This window comes from Paraburkholderia sp. FT54 (assembly GCF_031585635.1).
Taxonomy (GTDB): Bacteria; Pseudomonadota; Gammaproteobacteria; order Burkholderiales; family Burkholderiaceae; genus Paraburkholderia.
The window spans coordinates 58,444-72,717 of record NZ_CP134197.1 but is presented as its reverse complement, the minus strand read 5'-3'; the positions used below and the strand labels follow the sequence as shown (position 1 = coordinate 72,717).

Here is a 14,274-nt window from a genome sequence, read left to right as displayed (position 1 = left end):
GTCAGGATGAACTCATGATTCAGATAGAGAACGTTAGCAAATGGTATGGCGCGTTTCGCGTGCCGAGCGATTGCAGCACGCAGGTCGCGCGCGGCGAGGTCGTCGTCGTGTGCGGCCCTTCGGGTTCCGGCAAGTCGACGCTCATCAAGACCGTGAACGGTCTGGAGGCCGTGCAGCAAGGCGCTATCCGCATCGACGGAATGAACGTGACTGGCCCGCGAGCGGATCTGCGCAAGATCCGCTCGCGGGCTGGCATGGTGTTTCAGGGGTTCGAACTGTTTCCGCATCTGAGCGTACTCGACAACCTGAACCTTGCGCAGACACGCGTGCTCAAACGCAGCCGCGATGCAGCGCGAAAGCGCGGGATGGAGCTTCTGGAACGCGTCGGACTCGCCGCGCATCGCGATAAGTATCCGGGCGCGCTGTCCGGCGGCCAGCAGCAGCGCGTCGCCATTGCGCGCGCGCTCGCGATGGATCCGGGCGTCATGCTGTTCGACGAACCAACCTCCGCGCTCGATCCCGAGATGGTCAACGAAGTGCTCGACGTGATGACCGATCTCGCACGCGAAGGCATGACGATGATGGTCGTCACGCACGAAATGGGTTTTGCGCAACGCGTCGCGAATCGCGTCGTCTTCATGGACGGCGGCCGTATTGTCGAGGATTGCCCGAAAGACGACTTCTTCGGCAGCACGTCAGGACGCAGCGAGCGCTCGCGTCATTTCCTGTCGAAGATCCTTCACCACTAGCCTCGATATAAAACCGATATGCAGGACTTTCCCGTTTTCGATTCCCGCTACGCGCGTCACGCCCGCCTGACCGATCTGCGCAGCGACACCGTCACCCGCCCGACCGAGGCCATGTACGAGCGGATGCGCGAGGCACCCGTCGGCGATGACGGCCTTGATGGCGACCCGTCGGTACGGCAACTCGAAGCTGCCGTCGCGACGATGCTCGGCAAGGAGGCCGGCCTCTACGTGCCGAGCTGCACGATGGCGAATCTGCTCGCGGTGCTCGCGCATACGCAGCGGCATCAGCAAGTCGTGCTGGAAGCGAATGCGCATATGTTCACGACGGAACGCGGCGGCTCGCTGCTCGCCGGACTTGCCTACACCCCCGTCGAAGGCAACGCGGGCGCGATGGATCTGGACCGGCTTGCAACGGCGATCAGTCCGGGGGCCTACCGGATCGGCGTCGGACTGATCGCGATGGAGACCTCGCACAACAATGCCGGTGGTGCTGTCCTGCCGCTCGATCATATGCAGGCTGTTCATGCGCTTGCGCAGCGCGCAGGCGTGCCGGTCCATATCGACGGCGCGCGTCTGATGAATGCCGCGGCGACGTTGGGTATTCCGGCGGCCGCACTCGCGCAGCACGCGGAATCGGCGTCGTTGTGTCTGTCGAAGGGATTGAGCGCGCCGGTCGGCGCGGTGCTCGCTGCGAGCGATAAGGCGATTGCGGTTGCGCGCTCATATCGCAAGGTGCTGGGCGGCACGCAACGGCAAGCGGGCATCATGGCGGCGGCCGGGCTCGAGGCGCTGCACACGATGAGCGCGCGACTCTCCGAGGACCACGTGAAGGCGCGCGCACTGAGCGAAAGCTTGAACGCGATTGGCGCGCCGCTCGCGGCCAATGCACCCGATACCAACATCGTGCAGGTGCAAATCGGCGGCACGGGCATGACGAGCCATCAATGGGTCGATGCGCTGAGCGAGCACGGCGTGTTGACGCGTCCGTGGGGCAACGCGATGCTTCGTTGCGTCACGCATCGCCATATTGGCGACGACGACATCGCGCATGCCACCGAAGCCTTCATGCAGGTTCTCCAGCAGCGCGTTCTCGCATGAGCCACGCGTTCGCGAACGCGTGCGACGCACACATCCACATCTTCGATCCGCGTTTCAAGGAGACGCTCGCCGCCGACGACATGTCGTCCATTCCGGCAACCGTCGACGATTACCGGCGGGCGCAGCCGCATTTCGGCACGTCGCGCACGGTCGTCGTCACGCCACGCAACTATGACGTCGACAATGCGGTCACGCTGGATGCGATCCGCCAGCTCGGCCACGATCGCGCACGCGGTATCGCGACCGTGCGGCCCGATGTTACCGATGCGCAGCTCGAAGCACTGCACGCGGGCGGGATCCGCGGCATCCGCTTCACGCTCTATACGCCGGATCATGCGCCGACCCGCTTCGACATGGTCGAGGCGCTGGCGCACCGGGTGCATGCACTCGGCTGGCATTTGCAACTGCATTGGACCGCAGCGCAGATCGTGGAACATCGCACGTTGCTCGACCGTTTGCCGACTGCGTTCGTTTTCGATCATTTTGCGCGCTTACCGCTTCGCGACGCATTGGCGCATCCTGCATGCGGCCTCGTGACCGAATGGCTAAGAGCGGGCCGTGCGTGGCTGAAACTGTCGGCGCCGTACCTCGACTCGCTGGTGGGAGCCGCTAACGGATATCAGGATGTCGACGTCCTCGCGCAGTACTGGATCAGTGTCGCGCCGGACCGACTCGTGTGGGGCAGTGACTGGCCGCATACGTCAATGCTGCCGACGCCAGCGCCTCAGGCAAGCGCGGCGACGCAGGCTGCGTGGATGGCATCGCCAATAATCAGGCGGCAGATCCTGGTCGAGAATCCGGAAAAGCTATTTGGTTTTGTGTAGTCGTACCTGGATTTGCGCGAGGATGTCGCACACAACAAAGCACAGTAAAACGGGCCACGTCTGAACCAACAGAACCTGACCGAATACGGATAGCCTGATGCCGAGATAGATCGGGTTGCGCGACATGGCAAAAGGGCCGGAAGTGACTAGCTCTGTGCGCACCTGATCATCGACGCCCATGCGCCAGGATGCACCCATGTGCCGATTGCGCCGCGACCACCCAGATCAGCGCGACGAAAAGGCACGCTACGACGCACCAGCGAATTGTCTGGACGGCGACAAGCCCTTTGATGATCATTGGGCCGGGATCGCCAGTGGTCCGCGCGAACATTCCGATCCCAACAGCGCTACAGTTCCGGCCGCATTGTGCCGCCCTGCGGTCCCCTCCTTCGAGGCATTCCGACAGTGAAGCGTTATCAGTGTGCACTCCTTCCGAGCGATTTCGAAAGATGGCTGACAAGCTGGAATTCGAGGCGGATAGTGTTTTTCGCCCGACCTACGGACCGGTATCTAGCGAACTCGACTCCGCGGACGCTAGTTAGAGTCCGATAAGCCAGGTCATGCTGCTGCCACCGATCCATGGTCACCAGCGGTCATCTTTCGCTCAACGGCACACCCAGCCGCGTTGTATCGCCAGTCCCCGCGGAAAGAACCAACCGGCCGCGTTGCTTTTACATTACTCCTTCGTCCCGGGCAACGAAAACCGACCGATAACCTCCCGCAGCGCCGTCGCCTGGTCTTTCAACGACTGTCCCGCAGCAGCGGCCTCTTCGACAAGTGCAGCGTTCTGCTGGGTAACCTTGTCGATCTGACTCACGGCCACGTTCACCTGCTGAATTCCCTCGCTTTGTTCCTGCGACGCGTGGCTGATTTCCCGCAGAATGTCATTGACTTGCCGGACCGCACGCTCGATCTCCCCCATCGTGGACCCGGCTGTGGAGACCTGGCCGACCCCTTGCTGGATGGTGGACGCAGATGCCTCGATCAACTGCTTGATCTCTTTGGCAGCCGTCGCCGACCGCTGGGCGAGGCTGCGGACCTCGGAGGCAACGACGGCAAACCCGCGGCCCTGTTCGCCCGCCCGTGCCGCTTCCACTGCAGCGTTCAACGCAAGGATGTTGGTCTGGAATGCGATACCGTCTATGACGGCGGTGATCTCGTTGATCTTTTTCGAACTCGCCGTGATTGCATCCATGGTCCGAACCACTTCGCTGATCACGCTGCTGCCGCGCATTGCGATTCCCGCCGCGTCGTTTGCAAGATTGGCTGCAAACGTGGCACTCTCGGCATTGCCCCTGACATTCTCCGTCATCTGGTTCATGCTCGCCGCGGTCTCGAGCAACGCCGAGGCCTGCTGCTCAGTCCTTCGCGACAGATCGCCGTTTCCCGCTGCGATCTCCGAGGTGCCGAGCGCAATATTCTCGGCACTCGTGCGCACGCCCACCAGGGCGGTCACCAGACCATCATGCATTTTGTGCAATGCGTACATGAGGCTGCGAGAGTCACCGTCGGCGACCGGCACGTGAACCGCAAGGTCCCCCAGGGCGACGCGGTGAGCGGTTTCTACCGCGAATTCGATCTGCCCTCCGATCGACCGCCGAGCGCTTCTCAGCGCAAGCGCCATAACCAACGTAGCGAGGCTGCCCAACACGACGATGCCGGCGATCCACCGCAACGCGCAGTCAACTACCGTATCCCGGATATCGTCCATATACGCACCGGTGAACAAATTCCAGTCCCAGTCCCTGAAGCGTCGGGCGTAAGCGAGCTTCTCGATGGGGGTGGCACCACCGGGTTTCGGCCAGTAGTAGCTCACGAAGCCGCCTTGCGGGTTGCCGGCCGCGTCGATGAGATCTGAGTAAAAGCGTTTGCCATTGGAATCGGTCATCGCCGCCATGCTTTTGCCCGTGATTTCCGGCTTGAGGGGGTTGATGACGATGAGGGCCTGGGAATCGCACACTGTGATATATCCGTCCTTCCCATATCGCAACGATGCAAGCACCGCGATAGCTTGTTGCTTCGCTTCGGCCTCGCTCATCGCGTGCCGCGCGGCAGCATCGTGAAAACGACCGATCGCGCTCATCGCCTGATCGATCAGTGCGGAGAGCTGCCGTTGCCGCTCGGCCAGAATTGCCTCGCGTGTCTGCCAGATGCCCGCGACCGCGATGGACAACAGCCCGATCCATAGAACGACGATCGTCGACGCAAGTTTTTGATTAAGGGTGAGCTTTCTTCGCTCACCGACCGAAGGAGTCCGCATGTTGGTTGGTCCGTTCTTATTCTGCCGTTATCTCGCCAGCAGGTCTTGACGCCTGCTGATGCCAATTGGGATAACGGCCGATTGCGGACTGTCTTGATAGTTGCCGAAGCCTGTGCGGTGGCGCGATCCCACATCTGCCAATCTGTCCTGTTCTGCCAAACCCGGCCCCGGCACGCGCAGTTGCGGACATGGCTTGCGATTGACACTGGTCAATTATGTGTAATAGCATTTGTTCCATCCAACGAATTGCAGTTCTATCAGATAGAACCAAAAGAAAAGTCCCATGGCCCGCAGCAGTGAGAACGCACGCACGCCGCAAGGCGTGACACCCAGCGGCATTGACGTGCTCGATCGCGCGGCGTCGATCCTCTTCGCATTTCGCCTTGACGACGAACCCCTTACGCTCACGCAGCTTTCGGAGCGAACGGGCCTCTACAAGAGCACGTTGTCGAGACTCGCGCAGGCGCTCTGTCACCACAGTTTCCTGACCCGGCTGGAAGACGGCCGCTACTGGATTGGCTCGTCCGCGCTGCATTTGAGTGCCGTCTACCAGGCCGGCTTCGATCTGCGCGACATCCTGCTGCCCGCCATGAAAGAGCTGAGCGCGGTGTCGGGCGAGGCAGTCTCTTTTCACGTCCGAGAGCGCGATCATCGCGTGTGCTTATATCGTATTGCGTCGCGCCATTCGATCCGGGCGGAGGTCCAACAGGGCGACGTGCAGCCACTCGACCGCGGCGCGGGCGGGCGCGTGCTGCTCGCGTTCTCGGGCAAGCGCGGTGAACCCTACGACGGGATCCGTGCGCGCTGCGTGTATTTATCGATTGGCGAACGCGATCCAGAGACGGCCGGTATTTCCGCGCCAGTGTTTCGCGTCGGGCAGGAACTGGTGGGTGCGCTCGGCATCGTGGGACCGGCCGCGCGCATGGGCATCGAAGAAATGGAGCGGTATCGTCCGTCGCTGCTGCAGTTCGCGGCGCGCGTGACAGCGGCGTTGGGCGGCGATGCTGCGCCCTTGCTGGCTGCCGCGGCCATGAGCGCGGAGCCACGCGCAGGAACGGCCGGTCGAACGACGCGCGTCCGGCATCAATCAAAAGATAAACGATCTTTGCCATCCGGCAAGGCGGGGGAGAAAAAGCATGTTTAAGTGGTACACGGAGTTGACGAAGTCCGAGAAGCGCACCTATTGGGCGTGCTTTAGCGGCTGGGGACTCGATGCGATGGACACGCAGATGTACGCGCTCGCGATCCCAACCTTGATCGCGCTGTGGGGCATGACGCGTGGTCAGGCGGGTGTGCTCGGTACGACCGTGTTGATCATGGCGTCCCTCGGCGGCTGGGTCGCGGGCGTTCTCGCGGATCGCTACGGCCGCGTGCGCGTGCTGCAGATCACGATCTTATGGTTTTCAGCGTTCACGGTGCTGTCCGCGTTCACGAACTCGTTCTGGCAACTGATGCTCACGCGCGGCCTACAAGGCCTCGGCTTCGGTGGTGAGTGGGCCGTGGGCGCGGTGCTGATCAGCGAGACGATCCGTCCGCAGGTGCGCGGCCGCGCGGTAGGCTCGCTGCAGGCAGGCTGGGCGATCGGCTACGGCGCGGCCGTGCTGCTGTCGACACTGCTTTTCAGCTCACTCGAATCGTCGCTCGCCTGGCGCGTGCTGTTCGCGATTGGTCTCCTGCCGACGCTGCTCGTGCTGTGGATTCGACGCAATGTCGAGGAAGCGCCGCTGTTCGCACAAGAGCGCCGCGAACACGCCGCCGAACGTCCGGGCATCTGGGCGGTGTTCGACGGCCCGATGCGTGCCACCACGCTCAAGGCGATCCTGCTGACGTTCGGCATCTACGGCGGCAACTACGTGATGATCACGTGGTTGCCCGCGTATCTGAAACTCGCGCTGCACCTGTCGATCACGAACGTCGGCGGCTATCTGGCGATCAACATTCTCGGTTCGTTCGCCGGCGCGTTCCTCAACGGCTGGATGGCGGACCGCTTTGGGCGACGCCGTACCTTTATCGTGATCGCGTGTCTGCAGGCCATCGCGGTTGCGATCTACACGCTCGCGCCGATCACTCTGCCGGTCACGCTCATGCTCGGCTTCGTGCTCGGCACGCTGCAGTCGGGCACGGCTGCGGGCACCGGCGCCTACATCGCCGAACTGTTCCCGACGCGCATCCGTGCCTCTGCCCAAGGGCTGTGCGGCAACGCGGGCCGTGCGATCGGCGCGGTCATGCCGACGATGGTCGGCGTACTGAGCGCGAAGCTCGAACTCGGGGCGGCGATGGGATTGTGCGCGTGCGTCTCGTATCTGCTCGTCGTCACGGCCGCGCTGCTGCTGCCCGAAACGCGGGGGCGGGTGCTAACGGACGTCACCGGGTCTGCCGATCCGGAGGCCGGGAGCACGATCCCCGAAATGCGCGCTGATAACGCATTGCCTCGTTGAAGACTGCGGGCCGTAGCGTTGCGGTTCGCGTTAGCCAGCGATTTCGCAACGCAGCCCGCTATCGCGGCAGATCAGTCGGCGCGCGACGGTTCTTCCTCCACCGCGCCGAATACGAATCCAGGAGCAATTAGATGATCATCGACATACACGGTCACTACACAACCGCCCCCAAGGCGCTGGAGACCTGGCGCAACCGCCAGATTGCCGCGATCGGCCATTCATCGGATATGCCCAAGGCGTCCGGGCTGCACATCGGCGACGACGAACTGCGCGAGTCGATCGAAACCAACCAGCTGCGCCTCATGCGCGAGCGCGGCCTGGATCTCACCGTGTTTAGCCCGCGCGCGAGTTTCATGGCACACCACATCGGCGACTTCAGCGTGTCGAGCACGTGGGCCGCAATCTGCAATGAGCTTTGCTACCGTGTGAGCCAGCTCTTTCCCGAGCAGTTTATTCCGGCAGCGATGCTGCCACAGAGCCCCGGTGTGGATGTCGGCACCTGCATCCCCGAACTCGTGAAGTGCGTCGAGCAGTACGGCAACGTCGCGATCAATCTGAATCCCGATCCTTCAGGCGGCCACTGGACGAGCCCACCGCTCTCGGACCGCTACTGGTACCCGATCTACGAGAAGATGGTCGAGTACGACATCCCTGCGATGATCCATGTGAGCACGAGCTGCAACGCGTGCTTCCACACTACCGGCGCGCATTACCTGAACGCGGACACGACGGCATTCATGCAATGCCTCACATCGGACCTGTTCCGTGATTTTCCAACGCTGCGCTTCGTGATACCGCACGGCGGCGGTGCGGTGCCGTATCACTGGGGACGCTTCCGCGGCCTTGCGCAGGAAATGAAGAAGCCGCCATTGCAGGAGCATCTGCTCAACAACATCTTCTTCGACACCTGCGTCTACCACCAACCCGGCATCGACCTGCTCACGCGCGTGATTCCCGTGGATAACATCATGTTCGCGAGCGAGATGATCGGCGCGGTGCGCGGCATCGATCCCGAGACAGGCCACTATTTCGACGATACGAAGCGCTACGTCGAAGCTGCGGACATGAACCCGGAACAGCGCTACAAAATCTACGAAGGCAACGCGCGGCGCGTCTATCCAAGGCTGCACAGCACCCTCCAGGCACAAGGACGTTGAATATGTACGAAATGGGAGTCGTTTATCGCAACATCACGCGCGCGGACAGCCGCATTGCGGATGGTCTCGGCGCGCTCGGCAGCGCGACCGTCCATGAGGCCATGGGCCGAACGGGCCTCCTCAAGCCGTACATGCGGCCTATCTACACTAGCGCACATGCATGGGGCACGGCGGTCACGGTGTTGCTGCATCCCGGCGACAACTGGATGCTGCACGTCGCTGCCGAGCAGATCCAGCCCGGCGACGTGGTTGTCGCCGCGGTCACGGCCGACTGCACCGACGGCTATTTCGGCGACCTGCTCGCGACGAGCTTCCAGGCCCGCGGCGCGCGTGCGCTCATCATCGACGCCGGTGTGCGCGACGTGAGCGTGCTCGCCGAGATGGGCTTCCCTGTCTGGAGCAAGGCAATTTCGTCGAAAGGGACGATCAAGGCGACGCTCGGTTCGGTCAACATCCCCGTCGTTTGCGCGGGCGCGCTCGTGACGCCCGGTGACGTGATCGTTGCCGACCAGGATGGCGTGGCCGTAGTCCCCTCCGCAAAGGGGCTGGAGACGCTCGAAAAAGCTAGCGCACGCGAGGCAAACGAAGCTCAAAAGCGTGCGAAGCTCGCGTCAGGCGTGCTCGGTCTCGACATGTACCAGATGCGCGAGCCTCTGAAGGAACTCGGCCTGCGCTACATCGACTGACGAAGTCGGCACGGCCAGAGTTAACAGCGGAGTACTTAACCGGATTTTCCTAATCCGGTCTGCGGTTTCAATCGCGCCGAGGTATCGCTGAACGCTTTCCTCAATCTTCCGAGGCCATCGACGACGAGTGCGAAGTCGATAAAGGGGACGAACGTGACGTCCGTTTGTCGAATCGGGATACGCTCAACTGCGGTTGGTGCGAACACGCCCTTCTATGGGGAGCTGAAAGTCAAGCCCGGTTCTAAACATTCTGTTATGCGAAGTAAACCTCCTTGTCCGGTCTCTACGGCCGGCCTGCGCGGTCACCTACCATGACCAGGCGCAGGCCGGCCGTAGAGACCGTTGCGTAAAGGACGGTACCGAAGCTCATCGCGTACACCTTGTTGCAGCCTTGGCATGTCAATGTCATTCAGGTCAGGGTGTCTGTTGACCGGTCAGTGCCGGGTCGACCTTCTATCCGTGCCGGCCTGACAGGCCGGTCACCTCATGCCGCATGCGCGAAGCGCTGGCGCTACCCTGTTACCGACGCGCCCCATCTAGGGAAACGGCCACCCGCAATGGGTAGCCCGAGCGTGTTCCGGGCGCGTTGACCTTTACATGCTGTTGCTGCATCCGATGTCATTCAGTGATTCAGGCCCTCACGGTGTTGACGTCGCGCGGTTTGAGTAGCGCACCGGCGGGGATCTCGCCGTGCTCGAGATAACGCCACAGGGCGATCGCCAGACGGCGTGCGAGCGCGACGATACCGATGCGCCGCATCCGCTTGCCGGTACCGGCAAAGCGCTCGTTGAACCAGTGGCTGAGCTGGCTGCCGGGCTGCAGGCGCAGCCAGCTCCAGGCGAGCTCGACCATCAGCCAGCGACATCGCCGGTTGCCCGCCTTGCTGATACCGAGTTCAACCTCGCTGGTGCCGCTGGCGTACGGCGTGGGCGTCAGGCCCAGACAGCCGGCCACTTCGCGGCGGTTGCGAAACTGCCGCCAGCCGAACAGTTCCCTGACGAGCGTCCACGCGCTGCCGGCACCGATGCCGGCAAGCTGTGCGAGCAGCGCCATGCCGGGATGTGCGCCGCTGCGCACCTGCCGCTCCTGCTGCACTTCGAGCAGACGGATCTGCTTGTGCACCAGCACGAGCCGCTCACATTCGCGGTCAATCTCGGCGCGCAGACCGGGCGCCAGCAACTCGCGCTGACGGGTCCACCAGTGCGTCCAGATGCGGCCGCCGACAGACCGGACCCGAAGGTTGTGCAGTACCAGCAGGGAGCGGATCCGGTTGGTGTGTGCGGTCTGCTCTTTGCGCAGGCGTTCGAGCTCGCGGTGCAGGCGCCGGTCGTCCTCCTGCTCGGGCGTGGGAATGCGTGCCACCGCCCACACGCGCCGCTCGCCCGCGTAATAGCGCATGAGCATCGACAGCAGCTTGTCGCTGTCAAGCCGGTCTGTCTTGGCGCGACGCGCACGGCGGTTCACCTCGATGCTGGCCGAATCCACCACGAGATTGACGATGCCCTGTTCAGCCAGCCAGCGGTGCAGCCAGAAACCGTCGCGGCCTGCTTCATAACAGCTGTAGACGGGTGCGTCGGCGCCGAGATGGCAACGCGCCCTGGCGTTGGCGATGGCGGTGAGAACCGCGGCGGTATCGCCGGCGGCGACCGTACAGCGGCTGGGCGCGCGCTGGCCATCACCGAGTGAGAGCTTCCAGTTCTTCTCGCCCAGTTCAAAAGCCATGTACAGGCGGCCACCTGCCGTCGTATTCTGCCCACGGAGGGCTGTGTCAGGCGTATCCATTTGCGTGCTCCTTCGGAGAAAACGAGTGTGCAAGTCCCGTTTTACTCCAGTCGGGCTTTCTGTCGCTGCCCTCCCACATAGCATCTAGTCCGCAACCGGCATTGGCATGTTCGAGACATCGACCGTGACTTGCGCCAGAAGTCGGTCCGCGTCCTTGTTCTTCAGGCGCAGTGCGCCGGCAGCGACAGCCTTCGCTCGCACGTCGAGGCGAATCCAGTAGTACGGCGCACCCTTCGGCGTGAAGGTGCCGTCGGCCGCGCGTGCGGGGATCCATGAGGCGGGATCAAGTCCAATTTGCAAGGCCATTGCAAACAGCGCATCGGGCGTCGGATCGTCCGAAAACAGCCGGCAATGTTGGGCTTGCTGACCGCGAGCGCTCCAGGCGCCGCTTCTCAATTCGTCTACGTAAATCATGATGATAGGCTAACGTAATATAGGTTTTGCGAGCGTCGGACTCACGCGGCCAACGCTCACCAAAATGCGGGCAAGCTCGATGTGCGCTTCACCTGCTTCTTCCGCGACCACTCGCTTGCATCCGGATTGTTGAAGCAAGCCGCCGCAGAATCGTTGTCGTTCACCCGAAGGTCATGCCAAAGCGGTATTTGCCCAGGCGATGGTGAGAGTTTGGCGGACCTTCAACTGCGTCCTTGCCCATCGTAGCAAAAGATTGCTCACTCGATGAGAATCCGAACGGGCGAATTCGGCGCACTCAACGTTGCTCTGTTCGTCGATTGCGTGTCGACTGAGGGAGTCGACTGTGCAAACGCGGATGCTGCCGTCAAGTTCCGGCAAATGCCATTGCGCTCGCCAAGTATTTCATTTGCAATATCCGCAAGTGCGCAGAGTGTACGACCGATTCCTCGAGCGGTGGCTGTTTGCAGATCGGTCAAGCGAAAGCGTAGCCGCTTGCGCCTGGCGGGTCGATTGTGAAATCGTGAAAATAAATTCATCTCGAGGAACTCATCCTACGGCCACTGGCTTTATCCGGGATATCGGAGCGGCGTCAGTGCATCTGGGTACTGGTCTCCTATCATCCCAACAGTCTTGTCCCGCTGCTCTCGGGCGCATGAGCCGATCAGCCGTGTTCAAGCAACGCCCCCTATTCGCGGCGCAGCCTTTGTTTTGTGCGACGGCAAGCCCTTCGACATTAGCCTGCGAATGCCCCACGTTCGACCGCTTTTTGACGATCAAGGCACGCATGAAGATTTTTTCATTGTGACCACAAGATGGTGTTATGCCCCGTGAAGATACGCTGACACCGCAATGTGATGCGGCAGTCGGATTCAAAACAGACACAGGGTACTCATGATTTCGGCGCCCATGCTCGTGATGCTCGCCAGAACGCGGCGCTGGTCGAAGAGGCGTCCACGGCCGCTCGCACAGGGCTTTCTGTTTGCGAGACCAGAGCGCGCCAAAGAGTTCGCACAAGCCTATGCGACGTCCACCGGGTGTCCTGCTTCACGTGCGCCCCAGTGGCAGGGTTCCTTGGCGACGTCAATGCGTTGATCCCAGCTTGCCGGCGGGCGTATTCAACATCGTTACGGGGCGCGGTGAAAAGGTCGGCGACCAGATCAGCTCACACACCCGGATGTCGCGAAACTGTCGTTCACCGGCTCCATGGCAGTCGGCAAGACGATTCTGCGTGCCGGAGCCGATACGTTGAAACGCGCGACGCGAGAACTCGGCGGCAAGTCGTCGGTGTTCGTGCTCGACGATACGAACTTCGACCACGTGGGCGTGAGCGGCGCAATGTCGCCACCAGGCCAACAGATACCGCTCGAAGTTGGCTAAAAGCCATCCACCTTTTTCCAAATGCCTGCGGGGTTGCGTGTCACGACTAGCGCTGGTGCGTCATCCCTCATTTATTGATGGTGTTTGACCAACTGGCACAATGATTGCGATATGTTGGGCGAGCAAGCCAAACTGCTCAAACCAACCTAAACGTGCTTTCCAGGAAAGTTGCCATGACTACCCTCGCAATCCAGGACCTATCCAAGGTCGAGACGTTGGATCGTCAAACCATGAAGAACGTACACGGCGGAATTATCGGCGCCTGTGCACCCGGCCCACAGGCCCAAGCCGGCATGACGGTGAGCGATTACGTTCAAGGGCTTTCGCAGTATCTCGGTAACATCGGGCGTCAGAACGGTCTGAACTGCGACGGCTCCGCCGGGCCGCCACCCTAGAGCAGCATGGAGTAGATGCCCTGGACAGTTCAAGAAGCCGCTGGGGCATTGTCGCGTCTGACGGGGGAAACCGCACATGTTTAGTCATGCGTAGATATTCGACATAAAAAGCAGGCGCCGCGCTCATGGTGCGGGCGGGCGCACGCCAGATGTCCTGATCATCGCAGCCACGAATCACCTCGAGCGATTTGACGCTGCCGCTCTTCGCTCGGGCAGGCTCTGGACCGATATGATCCTTTGAGACGGCATGAACAAACACGCCGTCCCTCGCCAAGGCCGGTGGACGAAGTGGACACCGTCGCATTCATGCACGCGCCCGCGGGTGCAGGCCATTGGCCGTCCGACTGAGCGGGGGTCTAGCCCGCAGTTCGGCGGCAGTGCCACGCCGCTGGCCACCTCAAACGGGAGGACCGTGTCTCGGGTTCACTCGCCGTGAAGGGACGTCACTTACTTTTCAGTCCGTCTCGCCAGGCAATCGCTTCGAGTTCGACCCGGACTGCGTCCTCAACGGCAACTACGGGATCCGCCCGAAATTCAAACGCAGGGAATGTCGAGCAAACTTTGTGAACCGTCAACGGATCGTCGCAGTCAACCAACATGTGCCCACCCCACTCTCCCACACGCACCACGAAAAACTCGATCTTGAAGTTCTCAGGTGCCTTCCACTGACTGAATACATCAAGGATTCGCTTCTGGGCATTCTCGTACTCTATAGGCGAACCTTGTGTGCGTTCGAACCAGCTAATCACGTATTTCATTGCCATCCTCCTTTTAAACATTGATGTCGCCGGAACGCTTACCGTTTTGGACGGGCTAGCGAATCAGCAAGCAACAACTGGAGCAGCGGCGACGAATGCCCATTGCTTTTGGCCCTTCTTATGCACCGCTTCAAAGCGGTCAGTGAGGGTCTTTTTACGTGTTCAGAAGCGGACGCCAACGTACGACGACGACCAGCGATGGCGGCCCCGGATCGTGCTTCAAAAGACGACCGCGTTGGTCCGATCGCCACCAGATTAGCTTAGCTCATCGCCAAAGGAATTCGATGGAAATGTAACTGCGAGTGCCGGTTCGTGGCCGGAACCCTGTCCCGATGC

13 protein-coding genes and 1 pseudogene are annotated in these 14,274 nt (G+C 61.7%); 9 read left to right on the top strand and 5 right to left on the bottom strand.

The window, feature by feature from the left end; genetic code table 11:
• Positions 1-14 precede the first annotated feature (14 nt).
• Genes RI103_RS33095 through RI103_RS33085 form a run of 3 tightly spaced genes read left to right on the top strand, consistent with a single transcriptional unit; the run spans position 15 to position 2,671 of the window.
• Positions 15-749 carry an amino acid ABC transporter ATP-binding protein gene (locus RI103_RS33095; RefSeq protein WP_310819056.1) on the top strand — a complete coding sequence of 245 codons (735 nt, stop codon included), beginning with the start codon at positions 15-17 and terminating at the stop codon, positions 747-749.
• 18 nt (positions 750-767) lie between these two features.
• Positions 768-1,847: a GntG family PLP-dependent aldolase gene (locus RI103_RS33090; protein ID WP_310819055.1), complete on the top strand. Its 1,080-nt coding sequence runs from the start codon at positions 768-770 to the stop codon at positions 1,845-1,847.
• A complete protein-coding gene (locus tag RI103_RS33085; protein WP_310819054.1) occupies positions 1,844-2,671 on the top strand; it encodes an amidohydrolase family protein in 828 nt (275 codons plus the stop codon). The genes RI103_RS33090 and RI103_RS33085 overlap by 4 nt, the downstream gene beginning before the upstream one ends.
• On the opposite strand, the gene RI103_RS33080 is transcribed toward RI103_RS33085, so the two are convergent.
• Both RI103_RS33080 and RI103_RS33075 read right to left on the bottom strand, forming a co-directional pair.
• Positions 2,654-2,851, bottom strand: a complete 198-nt coding sequence (locus tag RI103_RS33080; protein WP_310819343.1) for a methyltransferase — start codon at positions 2,849-2,851, stop codon at positions 2,654-2,656. The genes RI103_RS33085 and RI103_RS33080 overlap by 18 nt on opposite strands.
• A gap of 496 nt (positions 2,852-3,347) precedes the next feature.
• Entirely contained in the window at positions 3,348-4,931 is a 1,584-nt protein-coding gene (locus RI103_RS33075; RefSeq protein ID WP_310819053.1) for a methyl-accepting chemotaxis protein, read from the bottom strand.
• A gap of 283 nt (positions 4,932-5,214) precedes the next feature.
• Between RI103_RS33075 and RI103_RS33070 the strand changes: the two genes are divergently transcribed.
• The 4 genes from RI103_RS33070 (at position 5,215) to ligK (ending at position 9,212) form a co-directional block, all read left to right on the top strand.
• Positions 5,215-6,075, top strand: a complete 861-nt coding sequence (locus RI103_RS33070) for an IclR family transcriptional regulator (RefSeq protein WP_310819052.1) — start codon at positions 5,215-5,217, stop codon at positions 6,073-6,075.
• Positions 6,068-7,369 (top strand): MFS transporter, encoded by a 1,302-nt coding sequence (locus RI103_RS33065; RefSeq protein WP_310819051.1) that lies wholly within the window; start codon positions 6,068-6,070, stop codon positions 7,367-7,369. Before RI103_RS33070 ends, RI103_RS33065 begins: the two co-directional genes overlap by 8 nt.
• Positions 7,370-7,500: 131 nt before the next feature.
• Positions 7,501-8,526, top strand: coding sequence for an amidohydrolase family protein (locus RI103_RS33060; RefSeq protein WP_310819050.1), 1,026 nt, complete (start codon positions 7,501-7,503; stop codon positions 8,524-8,526).
• Positions 8,527-8,528: 2 nt separating this feature from the next.
• Positions 8,529-9,212 carry a 4-carboxy-4-hydroxy-2-oxoadipate aldolase/oxaloacetate decarboxylase gene (ligK, locus tag RI103_RS33055; protein WP_310819049.1) on the top strand — a complete coding sequence of 228 codons (684 nt, stop codon included), beginning with the start codon at positions 8,529-8,531 and terminating at the stop codon, positions 9,210-9,212.
• Positions 9,213-9,842: 630 nt separating this feature from the next.
• Here the strand turns inward: ligK and RI103_RS33050 are convergent.
• Together RI103_RS33050 and RI103_RS33045 are read right to left on the bottom strand one after the other, a co-directional pair.
• A complete protein-coding gene (locus RI103_RS33050; RefSeq protein WP_310815546.1) occupies positions 9,843-10,994 on the bottom strand; it encodes an IS110 family transposase in 1,152 nt (383 codons plus the stop codon).
• Between the two features lie 84 nt (positions 10,995-11,078).
• Positions 11,079-11,408, bottom strand: a complete 330-nt coding sequence (locus RI103_RS33045; protein ID WP_310819048.1) for a DUF4031 domain-containing protein — start codon at positions 11,406-11,408, stop codon at positions 11,079-11,081.
• A 1,090-nt stretch (positions 11,409-12,498) separates the two neighbouring features.
• Here RI103_RS33045 and RI103_RS33040 point away from each other — a divergent pair.
• A pseudogene (locus RI103_RS33040) lies at positions 12,499-12,722 on the top strand (aldehyde dehydrogenase family protein); the annotation flags it as partial.
• Between the two features lie 236 nt (positions 12,723-12,958).
• Positions 12,959-13,180 (top strand): hypothetical protein, encoded by a 222-nt coding sequence (locus RI103_RS33035; RefSeq protein ID WP_310819047.1) that lies wholly within the window; start codon positions 12,959-12,961, stop codon positions 13,178-13,180.
• Positions 13,181-13,623: 443 nt separating this feature from the next.
• Here the strand turns inward: RI103_RS33035 and RI103_RS33030 are convergent, their stop codons facing one another.
• Positions 13,624-13,938: a DUF3303 family protein gene (locus RI103_RS33030; protein WP_310819046.1), complete on the bottom strand. Its 315-nt coding sequence runs from the start codon at positions 13,936-13,938 to the stop codon at positions 13,624-13,626.
• Between the last annotated feature and the right edge of the window lie 336 nt (positions 13,939-14,274).

Bases quoted from the DNA above. Each gene is read 5' to 3' on its own strand.
- RI103_RS33065 (WP_310819051.1), top strand. From the start codon at position 6,068: ATGTTTAAGTGGTACACGGAGTTGACGAAGTCCGAGAAGCGCACCTAT.
- RI103_RS33060 (WP_310819050.1), top strand. From the start codon at position 7,501: ATGATCATCGACATACACGGTCACTACACAACCGCCCCCAAGGCGCTG.
- RI103_RS33030 (WP_310819046.1), bottom strand. From the start codon at position 13,938: ATGAAATACGTGATTAGCTGGTTCGAACGCACACAAGGTTCGCCTATA.
- RI103_RS33095 (WP_310819056.1), top strand. From the start codon at position 15: ATGATTCAGATAGAGAACGTTAGCAAATGGTATGGCGCGTTTCGCGTG.
- RI103_RS33045 (WP_310819048.1), bottom strand. From the start codon at position 11,408: ATGATTTACGTAGACGAATTGAGAAGCGGCGCCTGGAGCGCTCGCGGT.
- RI103_RS33080 (WP_310819343.1), bottom strand. From the start codon at position 2,851: ATGGGCGTCGATGATCAGGTGCGCACAGAGCTAGTCACTTCCGGCCCT.
- RI103_RS33085 (WP_310819054.1), top strand. From the start codon at position 1,844: ATGAGCCACGCGTTCGCGAACGCGTGCGACGCACACATCCACATCTTC.
- RI103_RS33035 (WP_310819047.1), top strand. From the start codon at position 12,959: ATGACTACCCTCGCAATCCAGGACCTATCCAAGGTCGAGACGTTGGAT.
- RI103_RS33070 (WP_310819052.1), top strand. From the start codon at position 5,215: ATGGCCCGCAGCAGTGAGAACGCACGCACGCCGCAAGGCGTGACACCC.
- RI103_RS33075 (WP_310819053.1), bottom strand. From the start codon at position 4,931: ATGCGGACTCCTTCGGTCGGTGAGCGAAGAAAGCTCACCCTTAATCAA.
- RI103_RS33050 (WP_310815546.1), bottom strand. From the start codon at position 10,994: ATGGATACGCCTGACACAGCCCTCCGTGGGCAGAATACGACGGCAGGT.
- RI103_RS33090 (WP_310819055.1), top strand. From the start codon at position 768: ATGCAGGACTTTCCCGTTTTCGATTCCCGCTACGCGCGTCACGCCCGC.
- ligK (WP_310819049.1), top strand. From the start codon at position 8,529: ATGTACGAAATGGGAGTCGTTTATCGCAACATCACGCGCGCGGACAGC.